The 16,613-nt window shown below is 72.2% G+C and carries 11 protein-coding genes; 3 read left to right on the top strand and 8 right to left on the bottom strand.

From position 1 onward, the window contains the following. Positions 1-8,032, bottom strand: an 8,032-nt coding sequence (locus DSZ44_RS15930) for a DUF2341 domain-containing protein (RefSeq protein ID WP_146237590.1), incomplete at its 3' end; no start/stop codon positions are given. A 155-nt stretch (positions 8,033-8,187) separates the two neighbouring features. On the opposite strand from DSZ44_RS15930, the gene DSZ44_RS15925 reads away from it, so the two are divergent. Both DSZ44_RS15925 and DSZ44_RS15920 read left to right on the top strand, forming a co-directional pair. Beyond that, complete coding sequence (locus tag DSZ44_RS15925) at positions 8,188-9,207, top strand: LLM class flavin-dependent oxidoreductase (protein ID WP_110853616.1); 1,020 nt, start codon at positions 8,188-8,190, stop codon at positions 9,205-9,207. Further along, positions 9,204-9,563: a nuclear transport factor 2 family protein gene (locus tag DSZ44_RS15920; RefSeq protein ID WP_110853615.1), complete on the top strand. Its 360-nt coding sequence runs from the start codon at positions 9,204-9,206 to the stop codon at positions 9,561-9,563. The genes DSZ44_RS15925 and DSZ44_RS15920 overlap by 4 nt, the downstream gene beginning before the upstream one ends. A 9-nt stretch (positions 9,564-9,572) precedes the next feature. On the opposite strand, the gene DSZ44_RS15915 is transcribed toward DSZ44_RS15920, so the two are convergent. Beyond that, positions 9,573-10,169, bottom strand: a complete 597-nt coding sequence (locus DSZ44_RS15915) for a class I SAM-dependent methyltransferase (RefSeq protein WP_110853623.1) — start codon at positions 10,167-10,169, stop codon at positions 9,573-9,575. 211 nt (positions 10,170-10,380) lie between these two features. Here DSZ44_RS15915 and DSZ44_RS15910 point away from each other — a divergent pair, with 211 nt between their 5' ends. Then, positions 10,381-11,895: a DUF222 domain-containing protein gene (locus tag DSZ44_RS15910; RefSeq protein ID WP_181424685.1), complete on the top strand. Its 1,515-nt coding sequence runs from the start codon at positions 10,381-10,383 to the stop codon at positions 11,893-11,895. 64 nt (positions 11,896-11,959) lie between these two features. On the opposite strand, the gene DSZ44_RS15905 is transcribed toward DSZ44_RS15910, so the two are convergent. From DSZ44_RS15905 to DSZ44_RS15875, 6 genes are all read right to left on the bottom strand, one after another. Then, positions 11,960-12,724, bottom strand: a complete 765-nt coding sequence (locus tag DSZ44_RS15905) for an ABC transporter permease (RefSeq protein WP_110853613.1) — start codon at positions 12,722-12,724, stop codon at positions 11,960-11,962. Beyond that, a complete protein-coding gene (locus DSZ44_RS15900; protein ID WP_110853612.1) occupies positions 12,721-13,521 on the bottom strand; it encodes an ABC transporter ATP-binding protein in 801 nt (266 codons plus the stop codon). Before DSZ44_RS15900 ends, DSZ44_RS15905 begins: the two co-directional genes overlap by 4 nt. Next, positions 13,518-13,898, bottom strand: a complete 381-nt coding sequence (locus tag DSZ44_RS15895) for a DUF1048 domain-containing protein (protein ID WP_110853611.1) — start codon at positions 13,896-13,898, stop codon at positions 13,518-13,520. The genes DSZ44_RS15900 and DSZ44_RS15895 overlap by 4 nt, the downstream gene beginning before the upstream one ends. 2 nt (positions 13,899-13,900) lie before the next feature. Then, positions 13,901-14,236: a PadR family transcriptional regulator gene (locus tag DSZ44_RS15890; protein ID WP_110853610.1), complete on the bottom strand. Its 336-nt coding sequence runs from the start codon at positions 14,234-14,236 to the stop codon at positions 13,901-13,903. Positions 14,237-14,676: 440 nt separating this feature from the next. Next, positions 14,677-15,297 (bottom strand): hypothetical protein, encoded by a 621-nt coding sequence (locus DSZ44_RS15880; protein WP_146237588.1) that lies wholly within the window; start codon positions 15,295-15,297, stop codon positions 14,677-14,679. A 115-nt stretch (positions 15,298-15,412) separates the two neighbouring features. After that, complete coding sequence (locus DSZ44_RS15875; RefSeq protein WP_146237587.1) at positions 15,413-16,384, bottom strand: hypothetical protein; 972 nt, start codon at positions 16,382-16,384, stop codon at positions 15,413-15,415. Positions 16,385-16,613: the final 229 nt, after the last annotated feature.

Raw genomic sequence — 16,613 nt, 5'->3', positions numbered from 1 at the left:
CGGCCTCCCGGCCGTAGTGGAACACCACGTCGGCGTCCCCACCACGCAGGGAGTTCTTCACGTGGTACTCGGCCCCGCGGCGCACCGCGAAGGTGTCGGTGCCGTCCCCGTCCCAGTCACCCACGAGGATGACGTCACCAGGACGCCCGTAGGTGATGACCACGTCCGCGTCCCCGCCCTGCTGGGCGTTGGACACGTGGAACCGGTTCCCACGACGCACCGCGATGGTGTCCTTGCCGTTGCCGTCCCAGTCACCGATGAGCACCTCATCGACCCAGCGGCCGTACATGAAGTGCACGTCCGTGGACCCGGCCCAGCTGTTGGACAGGTGGAACTCCGCGGTACGACGGTCGGGCTGCGGCTGGCCCGGCTCCTCCGGGTCGGTCGGGTCGGTCGGGTCGGTCGGCTCCTCGGTCGGGTCCGTCGGCTCCTCCGGGTCGGTCGGGTCCGTCGGCTCCTCGGTCGGCTCCTCCGGCTCACTCGGATCCGTCGGCTCCTCCGTCGGCTCCTCCGGCTCGGCCGCGGCGACCACGAGCTGACGGGTCGCGCTCCGCGTGACGTTCCCACCGTCGTCGGCCACGTCGACGTACCACTCGTACGTCGTCCCCGGCTCGATGCCGGTGAGGGGCACCGTGGCCGTCTCGGGACCCACCACCGTCACCGGCTCACCGACCTGGGCCGGCGTCCCCACCGCGAGGGTGAGCGCGGAGGCCGCGAGCGTCCGTCGCTGCTCCCCACCGAGGTCGAGCTCGAGGACGAAGTTCTCCGAGTCGTCCCCGTGGAATCCGGGCACCTTGTCCTCGGAGATCGGCGAGTGCCAGCGCCCGTCGGAGGTCCACGCGTCCAGCCACGGCGAGTAGGTGTTGATGTACAGCAGCCCGTTCTCGGCGTCGACGCTGATGTTCTTGTAGAACTCGTGCCCACCCCACGGACGCGTCTGGTAGTCGGTGAGGATGCCGTAGGACTGGGTCCCGTGGTCCGTCTCCCGGGCCGTGACAAAGCTGCCGGAGTTGTGGCCGCTGAGCGTCAGCACGACGTTCGGGTACGGGTCCACGAGCAGGTCGTTGATCCGCTGGTTGGAGAAGGGCGCGTCCGGGTACCTGGCGACGAGGTGGTGGTGCGTCGAGAGGATGATCGTGTGGTCCGGGTGCGCCTCGATGACGTCCTGCGCCCACGCGAGGCCCGGTGCGTCGTCGTCCTCCGCCGACCAGAAGCCCACGGCGAGGACGAGCAGGTCCGCGCCGTCGATGTTGGCCGTGTAGTAGAAGTTGTCGATGTCGTGGCTGCCGCCGAACTCGAAGGGCGTGCCCTCGACGCTCTGCTCGAAGCGGGACATCGGGAAGTACTTCTGCAGCATGAGCCGCCCGTTGCGCTCGAGGGAGTAGTCGTGGTTGCCCCACGAGACCATGTACGGGAGCTCGGCCTCCTCGAGCAGCTCGGCACCCCGGATGGTGTCCGACCACTGGTACTCGTCGTCCAGGTACTCGCGGTTGACCCAGTCACCGGCGTGGAGCACGAGCTCGGTCTTCCGCTCGTCCGCGTTCGCGACGAGATGCTCGAACATGTCGAGCATCATCCACGGGGTCGCCTCGGCGTAGAGCTGGGTGTCGGGCACGTGGTTGAAGGCCCAGTCGAAGTCCGCGCCGTCCGGGTACTGCTCGTGGACGCGGTCCCCCCACGGCTCCTCGACCAGCCCGCGCCACACGAGGAGGTGCACGGTGCCGTCGTCGCTCACGACGTTCTCCTGCGCACGGGCGGTGACGTCCAGGGCCACCTCCCCGCCGTCCGCGTCGTGGTCGCTGTCCTTGAGCAGCCACTCACCGGCGCCGTGGTCGAAGACCCAGGCGGAGACACGGCGGTCGTCGCCGGTGCCGGACCAGCTGAGGTGGAGCTCCTCCTCGGCGGCCTGCTCCTCGGTGAGGGTGATCTCGTAGATCTGGAACGGGTTCGCGTCCTCGCCCACCGTGGTGGGCAGCAGCTCGCCGGCCACCTCGCCCGAGTCGGGGGCGAGGGCGGTCGGGACCCGGTCCTCGGTCGCCCCCGTGCGCACGACGACGTTGCCCTCGTCGACGGCGACGGCCTCGTTCGCGTGGAACGTCACCTCGACGGGCTCGGGCTGGCCGGTGCGCGGCGTGGCACTGAGCGTCACCTCCGTGGCACCCGGCTCGACGCCGGACTCCTCGACCGCCGGGGCGGCCGGCGCGACGGTGTCCGTCACGACGAGGTCGACGACGACGGACCCTGAGACCTCGTCCCCGTCGCTCACGCTCCGCGCGCTCAGCGTCACGCCCTGGCTCCCGGTCGCGAAGACCGGGACGTCGAGGGTGAAGCTCCCGGCGTCGACCGTCGCGGACAGCACCTCGCGGCCGGCCACCGTCGCCGTGACGACGGCACGCTCGCTGAGCGAGCCGGAGAAGGTCACCGGGCCGGCCTCCACCTCGGTGCCCCCGGCGGGACCGCCGACGACGAGGCTCAGCGGCTCGTCCCCGCGCTCGACCCGCGCGCCGTAGGTGACGGCGTCGCCCACGTAGTTGGCGTGGCGGAACGCCTCGAACTCGGGCAGGAAGCCGAAGCCGGCGATCTGCACCTCGTCGATGGAGCCGTGGAACGGCGCGGCGAGGGTGCCGTCACCGGAGTCGACGTCACCGATCGTCGTGAGGACGCCGTGGTCGGACGCCGTGAAGCTCCGCTCGTCCTGGCCCTGGTACTGCTCGACGCCGTCGACGAAGACCGCCGAGGTCATGCCGTCGTAGACCTGGGTGACGAGGTGCGGCTTCCCGTCGGCGGGAACCTGGACGGTGGGGGTCGAGCCGCCACGGTAGGCCTTGACCGAGCCGTCCGGCGCGACGCCGTGGAAGAACGCCGCGTCCGCGCCGACCCGCTGCTTGGCCACGATCGCGCCGTCGCCGCCCTCGAGCGCGGCGAGGTCCTCCGGGGTGAAGGAGTAGACGCCGCTGACCGTGAGGGTGCCGAAGCCGCCACCGACGTCACCCGGGTACTGGAGGCGGGACCCGGCGAATCGGGACTCCAGGGTGCCGCCGTCGGTCGGGGTCGCGATGAGGTCCGCACCGACGAGCGTGCCGGTGTGCTGCCCGGTGGAGTCCACCCGCTGCTCCCCGGCCGCCGTGTCCTGCGTGAAGTGCTCGACGAGGGCGTAGCCGCCGCTCCACACGTCGGTCGGGTCGTTCGTCGCGTCCCCGCCGCCGTAGTACGCCCACACCGAGGTGGTGGACTCGGCGGCGAGGAGCGGCAGCCGGATCCAGACGGTCGAGGTCGCCCCCGGCTCCCAGTGCTCCACCTCGTGGGACAGCGGGGCGCCGTCGGCGGAGGTGAAGGTCAGCTCGTCGGCTGCGACGTCCGGGGTGCCGGCGATGGTGAGGCGCACGGGCGCGTCGGTGAAGTCGCGCCGCGTGTCGTTGCGGACCTCGATGGCCTGCCGCGAGGTCGCCTCCGGGTCCGCCCAGGCGACGACGTCGCCGTCGGTGGAGACGAGACCGGCGAGCTCGCGCATGCGCAGCTCGAGCGCGGTGAGCGCGCCGAGTCCGGTCAGGCCCCGCTGCTGGTCGCGGGTCAGCTCGTCGACGGCGGCGCGGGCCGCGGTGACGGCCGCTGCGTCGTCGAGCGTGGCGTCCGCGGGGTCCGGCAGCGCCGCGAGGAGCTCCTCGACCGGGGAGATCTGCCGGTCGATGCCGAAGCCCTCGACGCGGGTGGGTGCCCCGCCGTCGCGGATCTGGAACACCTCGACGGTCAGTCGCTCCTCGGTGACGTCCACCGAGGTGAAGGTCTCGACCGTCCCCGCCCGCGGGGTGCCGAGCCGGTCGAAGAGCCGGAGGTAGGCCTCGAGGTCGAAGTGCTCCGTCTCGTCGATCTGCCGGTAGTGCTTGGCGCCCGCGGTGTTGGGCATGAAGTAGATCGTCCCCTCGGGGTCGAGGTGGTACTCGATCCGCTGCCCGTTGACGACCTCGGTGATCCTCGTCATCTCGACGACGCCGGCGCCCTCCACGCCGTCGGGGTCGTGCTCGAGGACCTGGGTGCGGGACATGTAGTGGTCGTGCCCCTGGAGGACGAGGTCGATCTCGAGCTCGTCGATGACCGGGACGAGGACGTCGCGCATGGCGAGGATGTCGCTGTCGTCGGCGTGGTTCCCGGCGGTGTAGACGCCCTTGTGCATGGTGAGGACGAGCCAGTCGGCTCCGGCCTCGCGGGCCGCCGCGGCGTCCTGCTCCAGCCAGGCGAGCTGCTCGTCGGTGATCGCCTGCTCGGCGTCCTCGTTGGTGTTGAGGACCATGAAGTGCGCGCCGTTGTAGGTGTAGGAGTAGTAGGCGCCGGTCGTCGTGTCCTGCCCGCCCGGGTGCTCGAGCATGAAGTGGTCGACGAAGGCCTGCGGGGCCATGTCGTGGTTGCCGGACGCCGGGGCGATCGTCGTCGCGAGCAGGCTGTCCTGCGCCGCGCCGAGCATGTCGACCCAGTCCTGCTCGACGTCGCCGTCCTGGACGACGTCACCGTTGTGGAGCATGAACTCGGCCTCGGGCACGGCGGCGAGCGCCTTGCGCATCGTCCCCGCGGCGAGCTCGGCCTCGGTCGAGGCCTTGGCCTGGGTGTCGGTGAGGTCGATGAAGGTGAAGTCGCCCTCGCCGGTCGGGGTGCGGAAGGTGCCGGTGGCGCTCCACACCTCGGACACCGAGTCCCCCACCCGGTAGTGGTAGGTGGTGCCCGGCTCCAGGCCCGTCGCCACCGCCTGGTGGACGGTCTCCCCGTGCGCGCTGTCGTGCTGCGTGGCGGGGACGAGCTCCGTGGCGTCCGGCGCGAAACCCGCGTCGGTGCTCAGCAGCACGGCCGGCGCGTCGGTCGCGATGGAGTGGTACCAGGTGAAGGCGCGCTGGGTGGCGGGGTCACCGTAGAAGGTGGTGGTGATCCGGTTGGGGTACTCCTCGGGGAGCACGTACTTGAGCAGCGGGCGGCCGGCGTCCGGGTCCCAGCGCCAGTCGTCGGTGAAGCTCCAGCCGAGCTGCTCGTAGGTGGCCTTGTCCGCGAGCTGCGCGGGGGTCGCGTCGGTGCCGTGCTGGTTCTTCGTGCCGGGGCCGGTCACCGTCTCGCCGCCGATGGTGATCTCGACGTTGGCGAGGTTCTCCTCCGCGGTCCAGCCGTCGTGGCCGGTGTAGCCGGCGATGCGGCCGACGAAGCCGTCGATCGCGCCGATGTAGTCGACGACGCCGCCGAGGGCGACGTTGCGGGTGATCGTGCTGCCGGTCCCGGGGACCGCTCCGACGAGGCCGGCATCGACGCCCTCGGTGCCTGCGCCCCCGTCGGTCAGGACGGTGACGGCGGCCTCGACGAGGTTGAGGGTGACGTCGACGCCGTTACCGAGGGTGCCGAGCACGCCGCCGGCGGCCCGCGCCGCGGTCACGCTCACGTCCACGGTGTTGCGGACGACGACGGCGTTCGTCGCCGTGGCGGCGACACCTCCCGCGACGTCGGCCGCGGGTGCCGACAGCTCGACGTCGACGAGCTGGACGCGCTCGACGCGGGCCGGGCTGTCGGCCGTGCCGGCGAGGGTGACCGCGAGCCCGGCGACCGGTTCGGTGCGGTCGCCGCCGTCAGCGCGCACGCCGTCGAGCGTGACGTTGCGGACCGTGCCCGAGAGGTCGCGGACGAGGCCGAGGGAGGCGGAGGCCTCGCTCGGTCCGTAGGTGAGGCCCGTGATCGTGTGGCCGCGGCCGTCCAGGACGCCGTCGAAGGTGTTGATGCCCTCGAAGGGCTCGCGGCCGGTGAGGTCGAGGTCGCCGAGGAGCTGGACGTGCGTGCCGCCGAGGAGGGACTGGTCGCCGCCGTTGATGCGCTCGGCGAGGAACTCCAGGTCGCTCGGGGTGCGGATCTCGAACGGGGCGGACTCGCTGCCCTCGCCGAGGAGGAAGGCGCGGTGCGGGACCGGGTGGCCGAGCCCCTCGTCCCAGCGCCACTGGCTCTCGAAGTCCCAGCCGAGGTCCTCGTACGTCTGCTGCTGGGCGAGGAGCTCGGGCGCGGTGTCGGTGCCGTGCTGGTTGCCGGCGCCGGGCGCGTCCGGCCGCTCGCTGCCCACGGTGATGGTCTCGTTGGCGAGGTTGTTCTCGACGACGAAGCCCTCGTCGCGGAAGATCCCGAGGACGCGGCCGGCCTCCACGGTGCTGGCGCCGCGCCAGTCGACCTTCCCGCCGAGCAGGACGTTCTCGCTCACTCGGCCCGGGTCGTTCTCGTTGTAGGCGCCCTGGTATGACAGCAGCATGCCGCCGTGGGCGCGGGACCCGCCCGCGGTGACGTGGGCGTCGACGAGGTTGTTGCGGATCTCGACGCCGTAGCGCCCGTAGCCGACGACGGCGGCCGGGTACCGGGCACTGCGGAAGGAGCCCTGGACCCAGTTGTTCGTCACGGTGACGCCGCGCTGGGCGTTGGCGGCGATGGCCGCGACGTACTGGTGGCCCGAGCTCAGCTCGGCGTTGATGACGGAGTTGCCGTCGATGACGGTGCCGCCGGTGGCGTTGATCGTGATGCCCGCGACCTGGGAGGCCTGCGTGACGGCGGCCCGGACGCCGTCGAGGGTGAGGTTCTTGACGGTGGCGCCGGTGAGGCTGCGGAAGAGGGCGCGCTCGTCGCTGTCGGCGCCGGGGCCGTAGGTGATGTTGAAGATCTTGTGGCCGGCGCCGTCGAGCACGCCGCGGAACTCGTCGATGCCGGCGAACGCGCCGCCGGCGAAGTCGATGTTCGCCGCGAGGACGTAGTGGAGGCCGCCGTACTGGGCGTTGTCGCCGTTGATCGCGTCGGCGACGGTGCGGAGGTCCGCGGCGGTCGCGATCCGGAAGGGGGCGTCCGCGGTGCCGTCACCGGCGATGTCGGGGAGCGAGGGTGCCGGCTCGTCGGGGTCGACGGGCTCCTCCGGCTGCTCCGGGCGGGGGTCGACGGGCACGGGGAGCTCGTCGAGGACGAGGTCCTGCGCCGCGCGGGCGGGGACCGGCTGGGACAGCTCGGTGTCCCAGCGCCACGCCTGCTCCAGGTCCCAGCCGAGGTTCGTGTAGGTCTGCTGCTGGGCGAGGAGCTGCGGTGCGGTGTCCGTGCCGTGCTTGTTGCCCTCACCGGGGGCCTCGGGACGCTCTCCACCGACGGTGATGGTCTCGTTGGCGAGGTTGTCCTCGATGACGTAGCCGGGGCTGCGGACGTGCCCGAGGACGCGGCCGGAGGCCAGCCGGTCCTGGCCGTCGTGCCAGGTGACGGCGCCGTCGAGCAGGACGTTGCGGCGGACGTGGCTCTCGGCGTTCTCCTTGGAGTACGCGCCGGTGTAGCCGAGCACCATCCCGCCGACGGCCTGGTTGCCGGTGGCGGTGACGACGGCCTCGACGAGGTTGCGCTCGATGTCGACGTCGTAGCGGGCGTAGCCGACGACGGCGCTGGGGTACCGCTCGCTGGTGAAGGAGCCGTGCGCCCAGTTGTCCCTGACGCTCACGCCCTCCCGGGCGTCGTTGACGAAGGCGGCGACGTACTGCTGCCCGGTGCTGAGGTCCGCGTTGATGACGGAGTTGCCCTCGACGACGGCCCCGCCCGTGGCGTTGACGGCGATGCCCGCGACGCGCAGCTGCTCCTCGACGTGGACCGTGAGGCCGTCGATGGTGAGGTCGCGGACGGTGCCGCCGTCCAGCTGCCGGATGAGGCCGCGGTGACCGTCCGCCCCCTCGCCGTAGGTGAGGTGCGCGATCCGGTGCCCCGCGCCGTCGAGCACTCCCTCGAAGCGGTCGATGCCGGGGAACGAGGCACCGTCGAGGTCGATGTCGGCGGCGAGGCGGTAGTGCCGGCCGCCGTACTCGGCTGTGGCCGTGTTGATGGCCTCGGTGACGGCGAGGAGGTCACCGGCGGAGGCGAGGAGGTAGGGGTCCTCCTCGGTGCCGGAGCCGGCGATGCCCTCGAGGGGCTCGGCGGCACTGGCCACGGGGGTGACCAGGGTGAGGGCGAAGGCCGAGACGAGCACGAGGCTCAGCAGTCGGCGGGCGAGCGTGCGGAGGGGCATCTGGACGGCTCCGGGTTCGGGGGCGCGCCGTGGGGAGGCGGGCACGGTGGGGGCCAGGCGACCCTAGGGAGCGCAGACGACCTCCCGGTGAACGGGTCCTGGCGTCCACGTGAACCCTCGTGGAATAGCCCGGCCGGGGCGGCGTTGTCCCGGCCATGAAGAACATCGGCTTCCTCTCCTTCGGCCACTGGACCCCCTCGCCGCAGTCGATGGTGCGCTCGGCCTCCGACGCGCTGCTGCAGTCGATCGACCTCGCCGTCGCCGCCGAGGAGCTCGGGGCCGACGGCGCGTACTTCCGCGTCCACCACTTCGCCCGCCAGCTCGCCTCGCCGTTCCCGCTGCTCGCCGCCGTCGGCGCCCGCACGAGCCGCATCGAGATCGGCACCGGCGTCATCGACATGCGCTACGAGAACCCGCTGTACATGGCCGAGGACGCCGGCTCCGCCGACCTCATCTCCGGCGGCCGCCTGCAGCTCGGCATCAGCCGCGGCTCACCCGAGCAGGTGGTCCGCGGCTACGAGCACTTCGGTCACGTGCCCGACGACGGCGCCTCCGACGCCGACATGGCCCGTTCGCACACGCTCCGCTTCCTCGAGCTGCTCGACGGCGATGGCTTCGCCGAGCCGAACCCGCGGCCGATGTTCCCCAACCCGCCCGGACTGCTGCGCGTCGAGCCGCACTCCCCCGGCCTGCGCCGTCGGATCTGGTGGGGTGCCGGCTCGCGGGCGACCGCCGAGTGGACCGCCGAGCACGGGATGAACCTCATGAGCTCCACCCTGCTCACCGAGGACACCGGCGTGCCCTTCCACCAGCTCCAGGCCGAGCAGATCCAGCGCTACCGCGACGCGTGGCGGGCCGCCGGGCACGACTGGGAGCCGCGGGTGTCCGTGAGCCGTTCGATCTTCCCGCTCGTCACCGACCTCGACCGCCAGCTCTTCTGGCGCGACACCCACTCCACCGACCAGGTCGGGCGTCTGGAGGGCGGGCTCGCACGGTTCGGGAAGTCCTACGCCGGGGAGCCGGACGCGCTCGTCGAGGAGCTGGCCGCGGACGAGGCGGTTGCCGCCGCGGACACGCTGCTCCTCACCGTGCCGAACCAGCTCGGGGTGGACTACAACGCCCACGTCATCGAGAGCGTCCTCACCCACCTCGCGCCCGCGCTCGGCTGGCGGTGAGCGCGGACAGTCTCGTCGCCGCGGCCTGGGAGGCGGAGGAGGCGCTGCTGACCCCTTCCGTGCGCGGCGACCGGGCCCGACTCGAGTCGCTGCTCGGCCCCGACTTCACCGAGATCGGGCAGTCGGGGCGCCTGTGGACCCGCGGGGGGATCGTGGCCGCGCTCGTCGGCGACTCCGCTCCCCTGCCGCCGGCGGTGCTCACCGAGCGGGCGGCGCGGCTCGTCGCGCCCGACACCGTCCTGCTCACCTACCGCCTCGAGCTCGACGGCGCGGTGAGCCGCCGCTCCTCGCTGTGGCGGCGGGACGACGACGGCGTGCGGTGCCTGTTCAACCAGGGCACGCCTGTTCCTTCCTGACGGCGGCGGTCAGCGCTCGGCGACGAGCAGACCGTAGGGGCGCGTGCCGGGATCGGTCCGGACCTGTGCGTCCACGACCGTGAGGCCCGCCTGTTCCACGCGCCGGCTGAGCCCGTCGACGGACCAGAAGTACGCCGTCGTGATGGCGTGGTCGAAGGGTGTGTGGTCCGGACCGACGAAGAAGCCGAGCGCGAGGCTGCCGCCCGGGCAAAGGCAGCGGGCGAGCTCGGTGAGCGGGGCGTCGACGGCGCGCGGGTCGGTGTGGATGAGGGAGAACCAGGCGAGGATCCCGCCGAGGCTGCCGTCCGGGACGCCGAGGTCCTCTGCCCGACCGGCCCGGTAGCGCACGTCGGGGTAGCGGGTGCGGGCGTCGGCGAGGAAGGCCTCGACCGGCTCGACACCCTCGATGTCGACGCCCTCGTGGTGGAGGAAGCTCGTCCACTGGCCGGGGCCGCAGCCGACGTCGAGGATCGGGCCCTCGACGGCGCGTGCCCAGGCGAGCAGGGCGTCGCGGTCACGCTGGGGCGCGTGCTCGATCATGCCGACGGCGTCGACGTACTCGCCCGCACGGGCGGAGTACGCCTCGCGAACCTCGTCGAAGGACACGCGGCGCACCTTACGCCCGCGCTGTCCACCGGGTCTCGGTGCCGAATGTCAGACCCCACTGGGACGCTGTGACCAGCAGCACATCGAGGGTGTCGGAGGGGGTGGGCGAGGTGGCGGAGAGGGTCGCCGGCGCAGTGCCCGTCTCGAATGTCAGTGGTCGCTGGGACGATGTGACCAGCAGCACACCAGAGCTCGTCAGGGGGTGGGGACAGTGGCCGGAGAGGTGATCGACGGCGCAGCGTCCGCACCCGAGTACGCGTGGCAGTCGGCGGACCCGGTGGAGAGGCTGAGTGCCATGCTCGCCGCGGCGGGCGGCATCGCGGGCACGGACTGGCACGAGGTCAACGGTCACCGGGTCCACGAGGGGCTGGGTCTGCTGGAGCAGCTGGAGCGCCAGCTCTCGGGGGTGCGGGCGGCGATGCTGGCCACGATCGAGGCGAACGGGTTGTGGGCGTTGGACGGGCAGCGGACCCTCACCGCGTGGCTGCGTACCCGGACCGATGCCACCGCCCAGGGTGCCTCACGGCAGGTGCGCCTGGCCCGGGCGCTGCGTGACCTGCTGCCCCTGGCACGGGAGGCGCTGGCGCAGGGGCGGATCAGTGAGGAGCACGTGGGGGTGCTGGTGCGCCGGGCGACCGCCACCAACCGGCTGCGGGCGCAGCTGTCCGACGAGCAACTGGGTGAGGCGTTCCTGGTCGAGCAGGCCCAGCAGATGGATGCCGGGTCCTTCGCCAAGCTCGTGGAGACCTGGGCGATCGCCACCGATCCCGAGGCCGCCGACCGCGCGTGGCGCGAGGACGGGGCCAAGGAGCAGCTGACCCTGTCGCGGACCATGGACGGCTACCACCTCAACGGGTGGCTGGATGAGCTGTCGGGCCAGAGCGTGGACACCGCACTACGCGCGCACATGGGCCGCAAGGCCAAGGGTGATGAGCGCACCCCGGCCCAGCGCCGGGCGGCGGCGCTGACGTCGCTGGCGCGGCAGTCCCTGGATGCCGGGGAGCAGGGCAAGGGTGCCCGCATCCGTCCCCACGTCACCGTGACCGCCGACATCGAGACCCTGCGGGCGCTGGCCGCCGCGACCGGCTCCCCCAAGCCGCCGGTCACCGCCAGCGGCCGCGAGCACGAGCCGGGCGCCGAGCTGGGCTTCTGGGAAGAGGCATCGTTCACCGCCCCGGGCGGTCCCCGCGACCCCGACCACACCGGTGACGATCCGTTCCGCCTGTCCCCCCAGGCGCAGGCCTGGATGGACGCGTGGCAGCCCGGTGACAGCCACGTCATCGCTGCCGCCATCGACCCCCGGGCCATGACCGGGGTGCAGCCGGCGACCATGGAGGACGGGACACCGGTTCCGCCGGCGATGCTCGCCCGCCTGGTGTGCGAGTCGAGCCTCTCCCGGGTGGTCTTCGGACCGGAGTCCACGGTGCTGGACGTGGGTAGGGAGCAGCGGATCTTCCCCGCCCACATGGTGCGGGCGATCATCGCCCGCGACAAGAGGTGCCAGGTCCCCGACTGCGACGAACCACCCGGCAACGGGGAGATCCACCACTCCATCCAGTGGTACCGCGACGGCGGGGCCACCTGCGTGGAGCACGGCATCCTGCTGTGCTGGCACCACCACGACTGGGTCCACGCCTACGGCATCACCATCGTCAGAGCCGCCGGCCGCTGGCACTTCTACACCCGCCACGGCCAGCTCATCACCGCCAAGCACGAACAGACCTAGCCCCAGGGGACAGCTCTGCCCACCACCCGGCACGGGCGGTGGGAGGACCCGAGACCGGCGCGTGTCAGCCGGTCTTGCGGCGGTACATGGAGGCGGCACCGGCGTAGGCAGCGGCAAGGATCCCGACGAGCCAGGCGAGGGCGACCCAGATGTCCGAGCCCACCGGGCCCCCGGCGAACAACGCGCGCACCGTGTCGACGATCGCGGTCACCGGCTGGTGCTCGGCGAACCACGCGACAGGAGCGGGCATCGTGTCGGTCGGCACGAAGGCCGAGCTGATGAACGGCAGGAAGATGAGCGGGTAGCTGAAGGCGCTCGCGCCGTCGACCGTCCGCGCCGCCAACCCGGCGATCACCGCCACCCACGTGAGGGCCAGCGTGAAGAGCGCGAGGATCCCGACGACGGCGAGCCACTCACCCACCGACGCCCCCGTCCGGAAGCCCATGAGCAGGGCGACGCCGGTGACGATGGCGACCGAGACGAGGTTGGCCACCACCGAGGTGAGCACGTGCGCCCACAGCACGCTGGAGCGGGCGATCGGCATGGTCCGGAAGCGCTCGACGATGCCGCCCTGCATGTCGAGGAACAGCCGGTAGGACGTGTACGCGATGCCCGAGGCGATCGTGATGAGCAGGATGCCGGGCAGCAGGTAGTCGACGTACGACCCCTCGCCTCCCGTGTCGATGGCCGCGCCCAGCACGTAGACGAACAGGAGCATGAGCGCGATCGGTGTCACCGCCGTCGTGATGATCGTGTCGGGGCTGCGGAGGATGTGACGGAGCGAGCGCCCGGTGAGGACACCGGCGTCGTTGAGGACGTGCGTGGTCATGACAGCTCCTTCCCTGCGGACGTGGCATCGTCGGCCTCCCCGACGAGGGCGAGGAAGACCTCCTCGAGGGTCGGCTGCTTCTCGACGTACTCGACCGTCGCCGACGGGAGCAGCCGCTTGAGCTCGGCGAGCGAGCCGCTGCGGATGATCGTGCCCTGGTGCAGGATCGCGATGCGGTCGGCCAGCTGCTCTGCCTCGTCGAGGTACTGCGTCGTGAGGAGCACGGTGGTCCCGCCGTCGGCGAGCTGCTTGACGGTCCGCCACACCTCCACGCGTGCCTGCGGGTCCAGACCGGTGGTCGGCTCGTCGAGGAAGATGACGGGCGGGTTCCCGACGAGACTCATCGCGATGTCGAGCCGGCGGCGCATACCGCCGGAGTACTCCCCCGCCCGGCGCCCACCCGCCTCCGTGAGGGAGAAGCGGGCGAGCATGTCGTCGGCGACGGCGTCCGGGTCCGGCAGGTGGCGCAGCCGTGCGACGAGGACAAGGTTCTCGCGGCCGGTGAGCACCTCGTCGACGGCGGCGAACTGGCCGGTGAGGCTGATCGACTCACGCACCCTGCCGGGTGCCGCGGCGACGTCGTGCCCCTGGACGCTGGCGGTGCCGGCGTCGGCCCTGGCCAGCGTCGAGAGGATCCTCACCAGCGTCGTCTTCCCCGCGCCGTTCGAGCCGAGCAGCGCGTGGATGGTGCCCGCGGCGACGTCGAGGTCGACGCCACGGAGAACGTCGACGTCTCCGAAGGACTTCCTGATCCCCCGCACCCGGATGGCCGGCGCGCGGGTGGCGGTCGCGTTCACTCGTCCCGCACCTCCCCACCGTCCTCCGCCGCGGTGTCGATCGCCGTGGTGAGCCGGGCACGCTCCTTGTCCATCCACTCCTTGCCGCCGTACGCCTTGGCGAAGGACTCGGTGAAGTCCACCGGGTCCTCCCCGACGATCGTGCGCACCGGAGTGTGGTCGATGGCCGCGCGCTCCCACAGGTCGGCGAGGTCGGTGACCATCGCCATGAGGACGTCACCGTCGGTCACGCCGCTGGCGTGCAGGACGTAGCGGTGCATGGCCCGCGCGGCGGTGCGGTGCGGCTCGGGCAGCCCGTCGATCCGCGCCTTGTCCCTGCGGTACTGCTTCTTCTGCTCGAGCGGTCCGGTGACCGCCTCGATCCACTTCCCGGCCATCGTCATGTCCTTTCGTCGTCGTCACGGAGCTGGTCGATGCGCTCGGAGAGGAAGCTCCACGTCTGCCAGAACTCGGCCAGACGCTCCCGCCCCTGCGCGTTGAGCGAGTAGACCTTGCGCGGTGGGCCCTTCTCGGACGGGACCTTCTCCACGTCCACGAGCCCCCGCTGCTCGATCCTGACGAGCAGCGCGTAGACGGTGCCCTCGGCGATGTCCGAGAACCCTCGGTCACGCAGGCCCGCCGTGATCTCGTACCCGTACGCAGCCCGCCCGCCGAGGATCGCGAGGACGATGCCCTCGAGGGTCCCCTTGAGCATCTCCGTCATCTGGTTGGCCACGTGCCCGCCTCCTGGTACATAGCGTCATTGGGTACCGGTACACAGTAGCGCTAGGTACCGGTACTTGGCAACACTGAATACCGCGACGTGCTCCCCGCTCCGCGCAGCGCACGCAGGAGGGCGTGCCAAGAGGGCCGAGGCCCCGCCAGCCTCGACCGTGCTGCGGTCCCAGCCACCCGCCCCGCCGTGGTGGTGGCCGGCCGGTCAGCTCTGCTGCACCCTCAGTCCGTCCCCAGGCTCCACGCGGTCACCGCCACGTGCGCCTCCCCGGCACCGCGAACCGCCCGCTCCGCCGGCGCCACCTCGGTCACCGGCGCCCCCGCGAGCGCAGGTGGCGGCTCGGTCACCGGCGCCCCCGCAAGCGCAGGTGGCAGCTCGGTCACCGGCGCCCCCGCAAGCACAGGTGGCACCTCGGTCACCGGCGCTCCCGCGAGCGCCTGTCACGGCCCGGGCGCGGGCGCGGTGGAGACGGCCTCCGTGAGCGCGGCATCGGCCGCGGGAGCCGCCACGGCCGTGCCCAGCCCGGCGGCGAGCAGGACGAGCGCTCCCGCGACGGCGAGCCCGCCGCGGGAGCGCCGGGCGTCGTCGTCGGTGTCGAGCGCACGGGCGAGCACCGCGGGCAGCCAGCCCCACAGCAGTCCCCAGTGCGCGCCGGTCACGAGGTAGGTCCCCGCCAGACCGGACGGCATGCGCCCCTCCGCGAACGCCCCCACCACGGCCACGACGAACGGGACCGCGGCCGTCACGGCACCCGCGACGACGGCGCACATCCAGTACGCGGCGAGGGTCGTGGTGGCGGGCGCCTCCCGCCGTCGGGCACGGACGAGGGCGAGCGCGGCGGCGTACGCGCCCGCGACGGCGAGCATCGACAGCCCGGACAGCACGAAGGGCCACGGCACGGGCGTGTGGAGGTGGTCCATCGGCACGGTCTCCGGCGCGAGAAGGTCGAGGACCTCGAGGACGAGGCCCGACGTCCGCCGGCTGAGCCACTCGATCGCACCGCTGACGAACCAGAGCGTCGCGGCGAGGAGGGCGGGCACCCATGCCCGGAGAAGTCGCACGGTGCGAGGCTAGCGGCCCGGCGTGGCGGAAGACCGCGGTTCACGCGTGCCCGGACACGCCGGTGCCGGGAGCGGGCCGCGTGTGCGCACGGCCGGCTCCCGGCACCGGAGTCACTCAGAGGTTGGCGGGACCGGCCTTCTCGGCGCCGGCCTCGGCCTTGGACAGGCGCTCGCTGCGCAGCTGCTCGAGCACCTCGCGCTCCGCGCCGGACTCGGCGGCGGGCGCCTCGAGCTGCATGCGCATGCGCATCTGCGCCTGCTCGGCGAACTGGCCGCCGAGCTCGCCGCGGATGCGGTTGTCGCTCTGGGCGACGGAGTCGTTGCCCGTGCCGTCGAGGTTGCCGCGGATGATGTTGTCGGTGACCTGGACGTGGCCGGTGGTGCCGGCGACCGTCACGTTGCCGCCCCACACGCTCGTGCCGAGCTCGCAGTCACCGAGCGCGCCGCCCGCGCCGAGCTGGACGCCCTCGCCGTTGCTCGCGAAGGTCGCGTGCCCGTCGACCTCGCTGCCGCAGACGAACGCGCCGTAGTCCGTGCCGGTGACCGTGAGGGCACCGCCGACCACCGTGTCGAGGATGTCGGTGTACTGCGTGTCGCTCGTCTCGACGGCGCGGTTGACGTAGGTCGTCTCGAGGAGGACCGACCCGCCGGTGGCGAGGACCCGGCCGGAGAAGTCGGCCTCGTAGGTCCACAGGAAGGAGTCGGGGTTGACGTTGGCGTTCGCCGTGTAGGCGTTGGCCGTCGTGTAGTCGAGGTAGACGCCGTAGGCGCCGCGGTTGACGACGTTGCCCGTGACGGTCGAGTTGAGGAGGTCGAGGTAGCCCTCGCTCTGGACGACGACGTTGCCGTTGACGGTGAGGCCGTCGGCGACGAGGTCGGCACCGGCGGCCACCCGCACGTTGCCGTTGATGACCGTGTCCTCGAGCGAGCAGGCGTCGCCGGCGCGGACGACGAGGTCACCGGGCACGGTCACGCCGCCCGCCTCGCCGTCACAGGAGGTGGTCAGCGCTGCCTGCGCCGGGGCGATCGCGCCGAGCCCGGCGAGCGCCAGTCCCCCGATGAGGACCGTGGTCATTCTCTTACGCATGGTTTCTCCTTGTGAGGTGACATTCCCCGGCACAGCGACGACGACGTCGTCGACGGCCTGCGCACGGAGGCGGTGGATGGCGAGGGTGGCACCGTGAGCTCGTCAGAGCTGCGCACGACGAGACGCCGGTACCTCCACGTCCGCGCCCAGAACAGGGCGGGGCACGGCCGGTGCGGGCACCGGCACGTGCGACGAACGCGACTTTCGTGACTCCATCTGTCACTCCTGC

The sequence above is a fragment of the Georgenia satyanarayanai genome (assembly GCF_900116375.1).
Taxonomy (GTDB): domain Bacteria; phylum Actinomycetota; class Actinomycetes; order Actinomycetales; family Actinomycetaceae; genus Oceanitalea; species Oceanitalea nanhaiensis.
Note: the sequence above shows the minus strand (reverse complement) of the source record. Positions and strands in the feature narration are given on the sequence as shown.